The organism is Embleya sp. NPDC127516, from assembly GCF_044765325.1.
GTDB lineage: Bacteria > Actinomycetota > Actinomycetes > Streptomycetales > Streptomycetaceae > Embleya.
Genome location: NZ_JBIWJT010000008.1, coordinates 103,609 through 118,075 on the forward strand (window position 1 = coordinate 103,609; position 14,467 = coordinate 118,075).

The 14,467-nt window shown below is 73.2% G+C and carries 9 protein-coding genes; 6 read left to right on the forward strand and 3 right to left on the reverse strand.

The window, feature by feature from the left end:
- The first annotated feature begins 159 nt into the window (after positions 1 to 159).
- A complete protein-coding gene (locus ACIRL2_RS17365) occupies positions 160 to 780 on the forward strand; it encodes a TetR/AcrR family transcriptional regulator (RefSeq protein WP_395863906.1) in 621 nt (206 codons plus the stop codon).
- Positions 781 to 909: 129 nt separating this feature from the next.
- On the opposite strand, the gene ACIRL2_RS17370 is transcribed toward ACIRL2_RS17365, so the two are convergent.
- Complete coding sequence (locus ACIRL2_RS17370; protein ID WP_395863904.1) at positions 910 to 1,839, reverse strand: NADP-dependent oxidoreductase; 930 nt, start codon at positions 1,837 to 1,839, stop codon at positions 910 to 912.
- 128 nt (positions 1,840 to 1,967) lie between these two features.
- Between ACIRL2_RS17370 and ACIRL2_RS17375 the strand changes: the two genes are divergently transcribed.
- The 4 genes from ACIRL2_RS17375 to ACIRL2_RS17390 all read left to right on the forward strand — a co-directional run bounded on the left by ACIRL2_RS17375 (position 1,968) and on the right by ACIRL2_RS17390 (position 9,330).
- Positions 1,968 to 2,396 carry a winged helix-turn-helix transcriptional regulator gene (locus ACIRL2_RS17375; protein WP_395863902.1) on the forward strand — a complete coding sequence of 143 codons (429 nt, stop codon included), beginning with the start codon at positions 1,968 to 1,970 and terminating at the stop codon, positions 2,394 to 2,396.
- A 312-nt stretch (positions 2,397 to 2,708) separates the two neighbouring features.
- The gene (locus ACIRL2_RS17380; RefSeq protein ID WP_395863900.1) at positions 2,709 to 3,236 is read left to right on the forward strand and encodes a sigma-70 family RNA polymerase sigma factor; all 528 of its coding nucleotides are present in this window, start codon (positions 2,709 to 2,711) and stop codon (positions 3,234 to 3,236) included.
- Positions 3,233 to 4,441, forward strand: coding sequence for a hypothetical protein (locus ACIRL2_RS17385; protein WP_402232951.1), 1,209 nt, complete (start codon positions 3,233 to 3,235; stop codon positions 4,439 to 4,441). The genes ACIRL2_RS17380 and ACIRL2_RS17385 overlap by 4 nt, the downstream gene beginning before the upstream one ends.
- Before the next feature lie 218 nt (positions 4,442 to 4,659).
- Positions 4,660 to 9,330, forward strand: coding sequence for an FtsK/SpoIIIE domain-containing protein (locus ACIRL2_RS17390; RefSeq protein ID WP_402232954.1), 4,671 nt, complete (start codon positions 4,660 to 4,662; stop codon positions 9,328 to 9,330).
- Between the two features lie 85 nt (positions 9,331 to 9,415).
- Here the strand turns inward: ACIRL2_RS17390 and ACIRL2_RS17395 are convergent, their stop codons facing one another.
- Both ACIRL2_RS17395 and ACIRL2_RS17400 read right to left on the reverse strand, forming a co-directional pair.
- Positions 9,416 to 9,718: a hypothetical protein gene (locus tag ACIRL2_RS17395; RefSeq protein ID WP_395863894.1), complete on the reverse strand. Its 303-nt coding sequence runs from the start codon at positions 9,716 to 9,718 to the stop codon at positions 9,416 to 9,418.
- A gap of 116 nt (positions 9,719 to 9,834) precedes the next feature.
- Positions 9,835 to 10,674 carry a hypothetical protein gene (locus tag ACIRL2_RS17400; RefSeq protein ID WP_395863892.1) on the reverse strand — a complete coding sequence of 280 codons (840 nt, stop codon included), beginning with the start codon at positions 10,672 to 10,674 and terminating at the stop codon, positions 9,835 to 9,837.
- 237 nt (positions 10,675 to 10,911) lie between these two features.
- Between ACIRL2_RS17400 and ACIRL2_RS17405 the strand changes: the two genes are divergently transcribed.
- On the forward strand, positions 10,912 to 14,467 hold a 3,556-nt coding region (locus tag ACIRL2_RS17405), incomplete at its 3' end, for a hypothetical protein (RefSeq protein WP_402232958.1).

Below are 14,467 nucleotides of genomic sequence, written 5' to 3' on the forward strand. Positions count from 1 at the left end.
TCACTTACGGTACCAAACCCCCCTCCCCCCGGCGGCCCCACCCCTTAACCCCCACCCCCCGCCCCCCCCCCTGGGGCCCGGGCGGGGGGGGGGGGGCGCCCCCCCCCCCCGCCCCCGCGGCCGGGATACGTTGCCGGGCGCGGCACTAGGCTGACGACCGTGACCAGCAGCGCACCCGTACGCGAGCCACGCCAGCACCGCAGCCGCGTCACCCGAGCCAGGCTCCTGGACACCGCCGTCGAGGTCCTCGCCGAGTTGGGCTGGCTCGGCGGCACCGTCACCGTGGTCGCCGAGCGCGCGGGCGTCTCCCGGGGCGCCGTGCAGCACCACTTCCCCACCCGCGAGGACCTGTTCACCGCCGCGATCGACCACATGGTGACCGACCTGTTCGCCCGGATCCGGCTGGACGGCGCCCGGATCCCGCCCGGCCCCGAGCACACCGAGGCGGTGGTCGAGGCACTCGTGTCGATGTTCCGCGGCACGCTCTACCGCGCCGCGCTCAACCTGTGGGCCGCCGCCGTGCAGGACGAGGCGCTGCGGGTCAAGGTGTTGCCGCTGGATCGGCGACTGTGCGCCGCGATGTACGACATGGCGGTCGACCTGCTCGCCGCGGACGTGTCCCGCCCCGGGGTGCCCGCCGCCGTGGAGGCGACCCTGTCCCTCGCTCGCGGCCTGGGTGTGCGGGACATGCTCGTCGAGGACGAGGCGACCCGACGGGCGATCGTACGACAGTGGGCCGGGTACCTGGGGTCTGTGCTAGCCGGTCCCGACGCGACCTGATCCGCCTCCGTGCCGCCTTCGACGAGGCGATCCACCCCGGGCCGCCCCGGCAACCGTGGGAGGCGCACGTGCCCGCCGGCCAGGACGCCGCACGCCCTGAGTCGAGCGCCTCGCCCCTCCCCCGCCCGGCTACGGCACCAGCACCAACCGTCCGCGCAGGCCGCCCGCCTCCAGTCGGGCGAACGCCTCGGCCGCGTCCGCCAGCGGGAAGGTCCGGGCCACCCGCAGGGTCAGCCCGCCCTTGTCGGCCAGCGCCGCGAGTTCGGCCATCCGCGCGCCGTCCGCGCGGATCCAGACCTGGTGCACCCGGGTCCCGCGCAGTGCCGGCGGCGCCGCGCCCGCGTTGACCGCGACGAACGCCCCGCCGCCGCGTACCGCGTCCAGCGCGTCCGGCCCGAGCATCGCCGCGTCCAGCGCCGCGTCCGCGCCCCCGGGCAACAACGCCCGGATGCGGTCCGCGAGTTCGGAACCGCGCTCGACGAACCACTCGGCCCCGACGCCGCGGAGGAAGTCCTCGTCCGCGGCACCCGCGACCGCCACCACGCGCACACCGCGCGCCGCCGCGAGTTCGACCGCGAAGGCGCCGACCGCGCCCGCCGCACCGGTCACCACCAGCGTGTCCCCGGCGGACAGGTCGAGCAGGTCCAGCCCCTGCCACGCGGTCAGCCCGTTCAGCGGGATGGTCGCCGCCGCCACCGGATCCAGGCCGGCCGGCAGCGGCCCGACCGCCTCCGCGTCCAGCACCACGAACTCGGCCTGCGCGCCCGTCCGTACATCCAGCCGGTCGCGCAGCCCGAGCACCGCGTCGCCGATCGCGAACCCGGTGACCCCCGGGCCGACCTCGGTCACCTCGCCCGCGACGTCCCAGCCCAGCCCGAACACCTCGCGAGCACCCACCAGGCCGAACCGCACCGGCGCGCCGTCCACCACCAGCAGATCCACCGGGTTCACCGTCGCCGCCGCGACCCGGATCCGCACCTGTCCCGGTCCCGGTTCGCGGTCGGGTGTGTCCACGACCTCGACGACGGGCGATCCGGCTCGGGCGATCACCGCACGCATGACACCACTCCCACGTTCCATGTGGCTGCGGGCCGGCCCTCCCGGCCCCTCGGTCGAAAACCTACGAAGAGCTACTCTCCAATGGAAAGCACGTACCTCGAAGTGCGTATGCCACCCGAAGGAGAGCCATGGCGACCCGTACCGCGGCCCAGCGCCGCACCGAGGCCCGCACCGCGTTCGACGCCTACATGGCGGACTGCCCGGCCCGCCGGCTCCTGGACGGGATCAGCGACAAATGGGTGAGCCTGCTGGTCAACGCGCTGGCGGACGGCCCGCTGCGGTACAGCGACCTGTCCCGCCGGGTGGCCGGGGTCAGCCAGAAGATGCTCACCCAGACGTTGCGCAACCTCGAACGCGACGGCCTGGTCACCCGCACGGTCACCCCGTCGGTCCCGGTCCGGGTCGACTACGCGCTCACCCCGCTGGGCGAGAGCCTGCTGCCGCTGATGCTGGCCATCAAGACCTGGGCCGAGGAGCACATCCCCGAGGTGGATCGGGCACGCGAGCGCTACGACGCGGAACACCTCGCACCGAGCGGGACCCCGGGCGCGATCTGACAGCCCCTCACCGGCCCCGCCCGCATCGGGCACGATCCGACACGCCCTCACCGGCCCCGCCCGCGACGGCCGTTCGCGCCGCGCGGCCCGGGCCCGCGTCCTCGTCCCCCACCGCACGGGGGTGACCTGCCACTTCGCCGACGTCCGAGGCACAGCGCGCTTGTGTTCGGGTCGCACGACGGCGGGTCACCAGCGGTCCGCCAGAACATCGCCGACTGTTCATTTTTAGTCCCGCCGAGGGTGTTTCCGGCTCCATATCGTGATCTTGACCGGCGGAACGGACGCCGGCCGAACCCCTCGAGGAGCCCTGTCGTGTCGCCTGGCCGTGAGACCCACGAGCGCGAACGGCGGATCGAAATGCTGATGGCGGAGAGCACGCCGCTGCGCAGGTACGTGAGCGGCATCCTGGGCACGGACCTGCACACGGTCGAAGACGTGGTCCAGGAAACGCTGTTACGGGCCTGGGAGGCGGCGGACCGCCTGGACTGGGACGGCAGACCGATCCGGATGTGGCTCTTCCGGGTCGCCCGCAACCTGGCCGTGGACGCCCGACGGCGCAACCGGTCGCTGCCGGTGGGCATCGATCCCAGCGAGTTCGTCGGATTGCCCACGGTGCCCGATCCGGCCGCGACAGTGGTGGATCGTTGCGTACTGGTGGGGGCGCTGCGCGCGCTCGCGCCCTCGCACCGCGAGGCGGTCGCCCAGGTGCATCTGCTCGACCGCAGCGGCGCGGACGTCGCGCGTGCCCTGGGGATACCGCGCGGGACGGTCAAGTCCCGTACCTACCACGGGATCGCGGCCATCCGTCGGGAGCCGGCCGCGATCGAGGAGAGCGGATGACAGGCTCCGAGGACCTCGCCATGCGGGTCGCCGGATACGACATGACGACCCTGCTCGGCTACACCGGGATCGCCGTCCTCGTGTTCGCGCTCGCCCACTGGGCCGCCATGCGGCGCGGCGGCTGGCGCTTCGTCCGCCGCCGGTTGCGCCGCGAGATCGCGTTGACCGTGGCCGCGTTCGCCGAGCCGGTCACCGCTTTCACCCGCTATCGGCGGCGGCGCCGGCTGCTGGTGCGGGCGCTGCGCGGGCCGAGCACCTGGACCGACGCCGAGCACGCGCTACAGCTCGCGGCGACCGTGTCGGCGAGCGCGCGCCCATACGCGGCCCTGGTGGAGCGCGACGTGGTGGGCGTGCTGGTCGCCTGCGGGCCGGACCTGCCCGAGCCCGCCGAGCCGTGGGCCGTGGACGAACTGGACCCCCGGCTGTGGTGGATCGCTCGGGCCGACCTGGAGGCCGGCCCGGGTCCGGCGCCGCTCCTGGTCGCGGTCGGCATCCGCCGGGACGCGGTGGTCTTCCTCGACCTGCTGACCGGCCCGCGGGTGCTCGCGGTGTCCGGTGAACGGCGCGGCACGCGGGCCACGTTGCAGGCCCTCGCCGCCCAGCTCGACGCCCGGCTGCCGGCAGGCGCGGTCACCGTCGCGGAAGGGGTGCACGCCCGACACGCGGGACCGACCCCCGCCGAGGCGTTCGCCCGCGCGACCACCGCCGCCGCGACCCGCCGGCATCCGCAGGTCGTGGTGTGCGCGGACACGCCGGACGTGCCGAGCGCCTCCCCGGTGTCGGTGCTGACCCTGGGTCGACCGCGGGGCCACGCCCGGCTGTTGGCCGTGTCGCCGACCGGTGCGCTGCTCGTGCACGGCACCCCGCTGCGGGTCGACGCGCGGCCGTTGCCGCGGGCCGTGGCCGCGGCGGTGTGGCAACTGCCGCCGTGGCCCACCGAGGACGCGGCACGCCGGGCGCCGATCGCCGCGGACCCGGACCTGGGGCTGGATCCGGACCGGGACCTGGACTCGGCCCTGGACCCGGTGAGGAACCCGGCGCCTGCCCCGACGGTCCCGGTCTCGGCCCCGGGCGCGACAGCCGAGCCGGCCTCGCCGATCCCGGCCTCGTCTATGGCCCCGCCCTCGACCCCGTCGGTCCCGCACGACGACCTCGACGAGCCCGCCGACACCGACAAGCCGAGCGGCGTCTCCGTCGACGCGTAGGGACGCGCACGACGCGCACTGCGCGCAGGACCCGCACGACGCGCGGACACGTAAAGAACGCGTAGAAACTCGTGGCGACGCGCACCGACGCGTCACCCCGCCTTCACCGCGCCGGACGGCCCGACCCTCGTGGGTCGGCCCGTCCGGCGTTCGCTCGCTTCCCGCCCCAGGCCGTACTTCGGCCCGAACCCGCCGCCCACTCCCAGGAGCACGCCAACGTGAGACTCACCGTCACCACCGTGGACGCCGAGGACGGCCTGCGCCGCGACCACCTCGTGGACCTCCCACCCGGGAGCATCGTGGCGGACCTCGCGATCGCGGTGCGCCGCCAGGCCGCTCCCTCCGCGACTCCCACGGCGGACGGCGCCGCGCCGGCCGCCGACCTGGGCGCGTTCCTGGACGGCGCCGCGCCGACGGCCGGGCAGACCCTCTACCTCGGCACCGACCCGATCGACCCGCAGGCACCGCTCACCGTCTCCGGAATCCGCGAGGCCACCGTGCTGGGCCTGGGCGCGCCGGCCGCCGAGCCCGACCTCGTGCACGCCCCCCGCCATCCCCGGGACCCGCAGACCCTGGTCGAGGTACACGCGGTGTCCGGGCCGTTCACCGGCCGGGTCTGGCCGCTGGGTCCGGGCAGCCACGAGATCGGCGCGGACGAGGGATGCGCGATCCGGCTGCCGGTGGCAGGCGTACCGCCTCGCGGTTTGTGGGTCACGGTCTGTCCGGACGGCAGCGCGTACTGGCACCGCACCGTCCCCGACGACGGCACCGTGCACGGCCGCGAGGTCGCGCCACCGCCCACGGACGCGATCACCGCCGCCGCGGCGCTGCCTCGCAAGCACGAGGAACGCATCCTCGAGGACGAGCGCGAGGCGGACCTCAAGGTCGAGCGGGAGAGCGCCAGGATCGCCCCGCCCGAGGGACCGGTGCTTCGGGCCCCCGCGCCGCCGGGCACCGACTGGACACCCAACGCCGATCTGGTCGTGGGCCCGTCGCTGCTCCGGTTGTCCCGGCCGGTCGAACCGGACGCCGACGTCACTCCCTCCGAGGACGGCATCGGGCTGGACTACAACCGGCCGCCCCGGATCGCCCCGCACCTGGACGCGGAGAAGATGCGGCTGCCCACGCCGCCGGTGGAGCCGAACCGGCTGCCGTTCCCGCTGCTGGTGATGATCGCCCCGCTGGTGATGGGCCTGGCGATGGTCTGGTTCTTCCATTCGTACTTCTATCTCATCTTCTGCATCATGAGCCCGTTCATGGCGATCGCGAACTGGATCTCCGGTCGCCGCGGCAACCGGGTCAAGCACCAGCTCGACGGGGTCCACTACCGGCGCCGGTTGCGCGTGCTGCACGACGACATCCGGACCGCCGTACGGCGCGAGCGCATCGTGCGCGGCGAGGTGGGTCCGGACCCGGCCGCTGTCGCGCTGATCGCGACCGGCCCGGGCGCCCGGTTGTGGGAACGGCGCCGGCGCGATCCCGACCACCTGGTGCTGCGCATCGGCACGGTCGACCAGCCCTCGGTCAAGGAGGTCGAGGACCCGGCCCGGGACGAACACCACCGCGTCGCCCGGTGGACCCTGCCCGACACCCCGATCGGCATCGAGATCGCCGACCACGGCGTGCTCGGCGTGGCCGGCCCGACCGAGCCGGTCCAGGCGTTGGCCCGTTGGCTGGTGGTCCAGGCCGCCGTCCTGCACAGCCCGCGCGACCTGCGTGTCGTAGTGCTCACCGCCCCGGACCGGATCGCCGACTGGGCCTGGGTGCGCTGGTTGCCGCATCTGCGCCCGCAGTCCCGCTCGGCCGCGCCCGTGGTACTGCTCGGCACCGACCCGGAGTCCACCGCGAACCGGATCTCCGAACTGGTCGCACAGATCCAGAGCCGCCGGCGCAGCCTGGGCTCGTCGATGGGCCAGGCCATGTTCAGCGGCCCCGACATCCTGGTGATCGCCGACGGCGCCCGGCAGTTGCGCGAGGTGCCGGGCATGGTCCAGGTGCTCACCGAAGGTCCCGCCACCCGCGTGTTCAGCGTGTGTCTGGACGAACGCGAGCGGCTGCTGCCCGAGGAGTGCACGGCCGTCGTACTGGCCGCGGGCCGGCACCTGACGGTCCGCCAGACCGGACTGCCGGATGTCGCGGACGTGCGGGCCGATCACGTGGACGCGCCGTGGTGCGAACAGGTGGCCCGCTCGCTCGCGCCGCTGCGCGACGTCAGCCCCGAGCACGACAGCGGCCTGCCGCAGACCGTCAAGCTGCTCGACCTGCTCGACGTGGAACCGCCGAAGGCCGAACAGATCCTGGCCCGTTGGGCCCGGCGTCCGGCCTCGACCACCTTCGTCCTGGGCGCCGGGTACGACGGCCCGCTGCGGATCGATCTGGTCCGCGACGGTCCGCACGGCCTGATCGCCGGCACCACCGGCTCGGGCAAGTCCGAGTTGTTGCAGAGCTTCGTCGCGGCACTCGCGGTGGCCAACCGCCCGGACGAGCTGACCTTCGTCCTGGTCGACTACAAGGGCGGCAGCGCGTTCAGCGAGTGTGCCGAACTCCCGCACACCCTGGGCATGGTCACCGACCTGGACGAGCACCTGGCCGCCCGGGCGCTCGACTCGCTCGGCGCGGAACTGCGGCGTCGCGAACACCTGCTGGCGAACGTCGGCGCCAAGGACCATCCCGAGTACCGGGGCAAGCGGGCCGCCGATCCCGGCCTGGCGCCGCTGCCCCGACTGATCCTGGTGATCGACGAGTTCGCCACGCTGGTGCGCGAAGTACCGGACTTCGTCGCCGGTTTGATCAACATCGCCCAGCGCGGTCGCTCGCTGGGCATCCACCTGGTACTGGCCACCCAGCGGCCGGCCGGCGTGGTCACCGGCGACATCCGGGCGAACACCAACCTGCGGATCGCCCTGCGGGTGACCGACGGCGGCGAGAGCCAGGACATCATCGACACCGCCGAGGCCGTGCACATCTCCGCCTCGACCCCGGGGCGGGCACTGATTCGCACCGGCCCGAACGCGGCCGTCCCGTTCCAGGCCGCGTGGGTGGGCGCGGAACGACCGGTACCCGGTGTCGCCCGCAAGGAGGGCGCGACCCGCTCGGTCCGGGCCACCGAACTGACTCTGACCGGCCTGGGCCGCCCCGCGTCGCTGCCCACGCCCGACGAGGGCCCGGACACCGTGGACGCGCCCAACCCCACCGACCTCAACGCACTGGTCCTGGCGCTGCGCGAGGCGGCCGAGGCGCTGCCGGACTACACCCGCCAGCCCAGCCCGTGGTTGCCCGCGCTCGCCGAACGGGTGTTGCTGGGCGACCTGCCCGACGTGGAGCGGGCCGACGCCGACGCGCACGCCTCCTCCCCGCCGCCCATCCCCTACGCGCTGGAGGACGTCCCGCAACTCCAGGAGCAGCGGGTCACCACCGTCGACCTGTCCACGTTCGGCCACTTGTACGTGATCGGCTCGCCGCGCTCGGGCCGCACTCAGGTGCTGCGCACGATCGCCGGTGCCGCGGCGGCCGGCACGAGTTGCACCGACGTGCACCTGTACGGCATCGACGCGGGCGGCGGCGGACTGGCCGCGCTGGAGGCCCTGCCGCACTGCGGCGCGGTGGTGTCGCGACACGACATGGAACGGCTGGGCCGGCTGCTGAACCGGCTGGTCCGCGACCTGACCGAGCGCCAGGAGTTGTGCAGTTCGCACAACGCGGCCGGCCTGGTGGAGTTGCGCCGACTGCTCCCGGCGGCCGAGCGTCCCGCGCACATCCTGGTATTGCTGGACGGGTGGGACGCGCTGGTCGGGCTGCTCGACGACCACGACGGCGGCCGGCTCGTGGACGACGTGATGCGTCTGCTGCGCGAGGGCGCCGCGGCCGGGATCCACATCGTGGCGACCTCCGAACGCGGGCTGCTCAGCGGCCGGTTGGCCGCGCACAACGACCACAAGTTGTTGTTGCGCCAGGTCGACCGCACCGACTACCAGATGGTCGGCATGCCGGTGCGCAAGGTGCCCGCGGTGATCCCGCCCGGTCGGGGCTGGCACGCGTTGTCGCAGACGGAGTCGCAGATCGCGCTGCTCGCGGCCGATCCGAGCGGGCAGGAACAGGCCGAGGCGCTGCGCCGGATCGGCGCCGAGGCGACCGCCCGCGACGCCGGTGTGCCGCGGGTGCGGATGCCGGTGCGGATCCCGACGCTGCCGCGCGTGGTCGAGTTCGCCACCGCGTACGAGCAGGTGCCGGCCGAGTGCCGGCGCCCGATGTGGGGCCTGCTGGGCATCGGCGGCGACAGTGCCGAGCCGATCGGGGTGGACTTCACGACCAAGTCTGTATTCTGCGTGATCGGGCCCTCCGGCACCGGGCGCAGCACGGCCCTGGCCTCGCTCGCGGTGTCGTTGCTCGCGGGCGGTACGTCCCTGGTCGTGCTCACCCCGCGCGAGTCGCCGCTGCGCGCGCTGGGGCAACACCCGCAGGTACGGCTGCTGACCGACGAGGATCCGCCCGCCGAGGACGTCGAGCGCGCCCTGGCGGAGTTGTCCGGCCCGCGCGTGGTCGTCGTCGACGACGCCGACCTGCTCGGGATGCCCGCCGCCGACCGGGTCCTGCGCGACCTGGCGATCGCCGGTCGCGACCGCGGCCAGGGTCTGCTGTACGCGGGCTCCTACGACGCCTTGCAGGTGGCGATGGGCAGTTGGCTCAGCGCGGCCCGCCGCGGCAGCCGCAACGGGCTCCTGCTCGCACCGAAGAACCTCCAGGAAGGCGACATGGTCGGCATCCGGCTGCCCACGAACGTGGTGCGCGCGGCGCCGTCCGGCCCCGGCCGGGCATGGACCGCGGGCCCGGGCAACGCGCCGATGGCGGTACAGGTGCCGCTGACGGTACTGCGGCCCGCGGCCGGTTAGCGCGCGGCGAGGAAGTCCACCGGGCGAACGAGTTCGGGCCGCGTCCCCCACCGGGGAACGCGGCCCGAGTCTTGTCGCGGCAGGCTCAGTTCTTCTTCAGGTTCTTCGCCATCTCCACGTCCATCTCGTGCATCTGCGTCCTGATCTTGGCGAACATGTCGGAGAAGATCTGGATGCCGTCGATGGCCGCGGTCAGGCTCGTGTCGAACTTCGCGTACGCGTCGCGCATGGCCGGGCTCGACTCCTTGAAGACCATGCCGTTGTCGAGCAGGCCGTTCACGTCGGTGAGCAGGGTCTTGATCATCGGGGTGATGTTCTCGCGCGCCGTCTTGAGCTTTCCGGCGACCTCGTCGATCCGAGCGAAATCGAGCGCGATATCGGCGGCCATGGGTTCCTCCAGGGGAGATCGGGCTCACCGCGGGGGTGCGGCGAACCGGGTGATACGGGGGTAGGGCAGGCGGTCGGGCAGGCGGGGGCTCTCGGGGAAGCCGGGGTCGGGTGGACTCAGTCGCGTCGGGGACCGCGACCACCACCGCCGGCGCCACCGCCGGGTACGGGCTTCTCCGGCGGCGCGGGAGTGACGTCCTTCCACTCGTGCTTGCCGTCGACCCGCGTGTAGATGTGCGTCTTGCCCTCGGAGTCGACCACCTTCTGGGTGCCGCCGCCGTCCTTGTTCAGGTGCGTCTCGGTGGTGGTCACGCCGCCGTCGGGCGCGGTGGACACGGTCGTGTAGTTCAGCCGGTCCGCGTCGTACGTGGTGACCGACGTGTAGGTCTGGCCGTTCGAGGTGACCTTGGTCTCCTCCTTGATCACGTTCCCGTTCGCGTCCAGGGTCAGGTGGGTCTCGATCCGTCCGCCGTTCGGCGTGGTGATCACCTGGTCCAGAGGCGGCTTGTCACCGGGGTCGGTGGCCTTGCAGAACTCGGGAAACGTGCCGTCGGGGCCGGGCTTGGCGCACTCCGCGAGGTGCTCCTGCTTGTATTTCCAGGCGCTGACCTTGTTCCGCCACTCCTCCAGGCCCATCGTCGCGCCCATCACGCCCAGGCCCTCGGTGATCTGCGCGTCGGCGGTGAAGAACGCGTCGCCGACCTTGCCGAAGCAGTCGCCGAGCTTCTTCAGCAGGTCCTCGGCGCGGGTCATCGGGCCCTTGGACAACCGGTACAGCGAGCGGAACGACGCGGCCAGCGTCGGGTCGCCGAACACCGCCTGGGCCTCGGTGTATCCACCGTTGCCCAGGGTTGCGAAGTCGCTGGACTTGAGCGTGGGCGAGATCCGGTCGGCGAGCTCGTACAGGTCCTTCTTGGCCTCGCTCAGCGTGCTGTAATCCAGCGCGAAGTCGACCACGTCCGCTCCCGTCGGGCATCGCGGATCCACCGACCGGATCCGTCGCCGTGACCACGCCCGGGTCGGGTGCGCGGTTCATCGCCCGGTCGGGAAAGTGCGCGCGAACCGATCGAAGCCGGTCGCTCGCGGGCGGGTGAGCGCGCCCGCGCGGTCGATCCCGTTGGCCGATGAACCAACCGACCGGCTCGGGCGTGGTCCGGGCGAGGTCCGGCGAGCACGGCGAGGAGACGACGGGTCATGGGCAATCGCCCCACCGACTGGAACGCGATCGGATTGAGTACCGATCCGACCCCGGGTGACCCCGTCCGACTGCGCGCGCTGGTCGACTCGATGGACAGCCTGGGACGCGTCGCCCGCGAGATCGACTCGGGCCTGAACTCGGTCCTGGACAAGACCGGGAAGGGCGCCTTCGTCGGGCAGACGGCGGACGCCCTGCGGGACCGGATCAGCGGCCCGTTGCGTGAGTTCGTGCAGAGCATCGCCGACGCGTTCGAGAACTCGGCCAAGTCGATGCGCACCTACGTCGACGTGATGGAGACCCAGCAGCGGATCGCCGACACCGCGCTGGCCAACGGCCGCGGCCTGACCGCCGAGGATCCCAACCGCGCCCAGTACGGTACGACCGCGCGCGACGCGGGCACGGCCCAGCGCACCCAGGCCCAGACCACCGCGAAGGTGGTCAACACCGCGGCGGCCGGCATCAAGCAGCCGGTGACCGACTGCGAGTTGTTCTGGGAGGCCTTCAACTGGCTGGCGATCCTGCTGATCCTGCCCGCGCTGCTGCTCGGCGGACCGCTCGCGCTGCTGGCGATCGGGGTGAACCTGGTCCTGTTCGTCAAGACCGCGGTGGACTTCTCGCAGGGCAAGGCCGGCCTGCTGGACCTGTTCCTGTCCGGTCTGGGGATGATCGCGCCGACCACCAAGGGCATCAACCTGCTCAAGCTGTTCAAGGACGGCGCGAAGTTCGTCTGGAACGGCTTCGCCAAATTCGGCCAGTCCGCGTGGAAGTTCGTCAAGGGCACCTTCAACGCGGGCGCGTTCCGCTCGTTCGCGTTCATCCCGGCGATCAAGGACTTCGCCCGACTCGCGGGCAACTGGATCAAGGTCGGCGGCCTGTGGGTCGGCGCGGCGGCGCTGAAGATGCCCTCCTGGATCCGCTCCACGCTCGGCAAGGGCGGCCTGGCCGTGGTCAACGGCTTCAAGGCGATCCCGGCCCTGTTCCGCGGCATCCCCGGCGCGCTCAAGGGATTCGCGGGCAGCACCTGGACGTTCGCCAAGAACCAGTTGGGCGGCACCAAGTGGCTGCGACTGATCCTGCCGGTGGACGCGGCCGAGATCAGCAGGTTCGGGCTCAAGCGCGCGCTGCAGATCGGCTTCTACGAGCGCGGTGTGCTCGGCAAGTTCCGCTACGGCGCGCCACTGCTGAGCGCGGGCGGGCGTGGCCTGAGCCAGATCCCGACGCCGCCGCTGCACGGCGTGAACGCCTTGACCGACATGCCGGTGGCCGATCTGGCCCGGATCCGGATCGGCGACTGGGCAGGTCCCGGCCCGGGCGGGATCAACCTGAAGAGCCTGGCGCCGCCGACGAACCTGACCGTGACCTCCCCGGGCGGGTTGCACATCCCCACCTCGTTCGGCGAGGTGATGCAGTTCGCGCCGGACGCGGTGCGCAGGATGGACGCGCTCCTGGACATCGGGGCGCGCGACCTGCGGATGGTGCAGATCGGCGACTGGGCCAAGCTGCCGACGCCGGCGGGAAGCGGCCGGATGGAGCTGACCGGGGTCGGCTCGATCGGCCAACTCGCCCCGACCAACGCCGCCGCCGGCGCCGTACACGCGCTGCCCACCCCGGGCACGCTGCCCGCCGTCACGCACACCCCGTCGCTCACCTCGCTGTCCGCGCTCGACCTGGTCCAGAACGGCGCCACCCACCGCCCGAACACGCCGTCCCTGCTCACCGGCGGCGGTCCGGGCGGCACCACCACCGGCGTCGGGCACCTGGCCAACCCGAACCTGACCACCCCGACCCTGAACGGACCGGCGCTGACCAACCCGGGCCTGACCGGAGGCCACGGCCTGACCGCACCCGGGGTACACCCGCAGGTACAGCTCAAGCCGGTCGAGTTCGGCGCGACGAGCGGAGTGTCCACGCCGTCCCCGGCCACGCTCGCGGGCGGCCCGCAGCCGACCGCGCCGATGCCGGACCACGTCGGGAGTGCGCTGAACCTGCTGGACCACGGTCCGAGCACGCCGATCCGCGTCCTGGACTCCCCCGCCAACGCCGGCGCGCCGCCGCCACCGCACGCCCCGGGCTCGGCCGGCCGGCCGGTCTCCGGGCCGCCGACGTCGAGCCCACTCGCGGTCGCGCCGGCTCCGCCGCCGCCCGGCGCGGGCCTGGTCGGCCCGGGCAACCGGCTCGCCCCGGGCCGGTTGGAGCAGTTGTGGCAGCGGGACGCGGATCGCATCGGCGCGCTGTTCGGCGCCGCCGACGACCCGCTGCGCACGAGCCGCGTCGAGGCCTGGCGCGACCTGGCCTCGGCGCGCAACGAACTGGGCCGGGCCCAGCAGGTGTTGCACGATCTGGAGATCCGCCCCGGCGGCGGATCCAAACCGTCCGCGTTCGAGCGGGACGCGCGGCTCGCGGTGGATCACGCCTCGACCAAGGTGGAGACCGCGCTCACCCGCCTGGACCGACTCGGCGTGGATCCGGCCCGGGTCGACAAGGGCATCGCCCAGGTCCAGGCGCAGAGCCTGCTGGAGCGCCCGCGGCTGGTCGGCGGCAACCCGTACGGCCCGCACAACGGCATGGGTGACCTGCCGACGACCTCGGCCACCGGCGTCTCGCACACCCCGACCACGCCGGTCGCGGGCGGCCTCGCGCAGCCGACCCCGGACATCCCGCTGCACGTCGGCCCAGGTACGAACGGCCTGGACGGCCTGTCCATTCGCACCGGGTTCGACGAGGCCGGCAACCCACGGCACTCCCTGGTGGGCGCGGACGGTGGTCCACCCGGCACCGGGCCGGTCCTGGAGGTGCGCGGGAGTTCGGGCTTCGCCGTCCGCCACCCGGACGGCACCGTGCACGGGTTCGGACCGGCGGGTGAACCGCTCACCACGCATGTGCCGTTGCGTGGTCAACCCTCGGGTCTGACGCTGCTCACGGAGTATCACGGCTCGGGACCGACAACCCACACGCTCGTCGACACCCGTGGCACGCGCGTCACCGAGTCGCTGGTCACCTCCGACGCACACGGCTTCCGGGTCACCGATCCGACCACCGGCTCCAGTACCCGCTACCGGGTGGACGGCAGCGTCCTGGATCGGGGCACGGCACTGGCCGGTCCCGGCAACCCGCGCTTCGTGGTCACCGACGGCACCACCCACAGGCTCACCGACGTCCTCGGCAGGCCCTTCCCGGACCACGCCGTCACCGGCGTCGACGGCCACGGCTTCCGGGTCACCGACACGACGACCGGTGGGACCGCCCGTTACAACGCCCGCGGGGTCCTGGTCGAGAGCGGAACGGCGCTCGACGGCCCGCGCGGAGCACACTTCCTGGTCGAGAACGGCACCGAGAACCTCCGCCTGACCGACGTCCACGGCCGGCCGATCCCCGACCACACCCTCACCTCGGTCGACCACGGCAACGGCCTGCGCGTCACCGACACGAGCGGCAACACCTCGACCCGCTACAGCCGTGACGGCTCCATCGAGCACAGCACCCGACTCGGCGGCAACGACACCCACTTCGTCGTCGACCACGGCAACGGCCGACCCACCCTCACCGACCTCG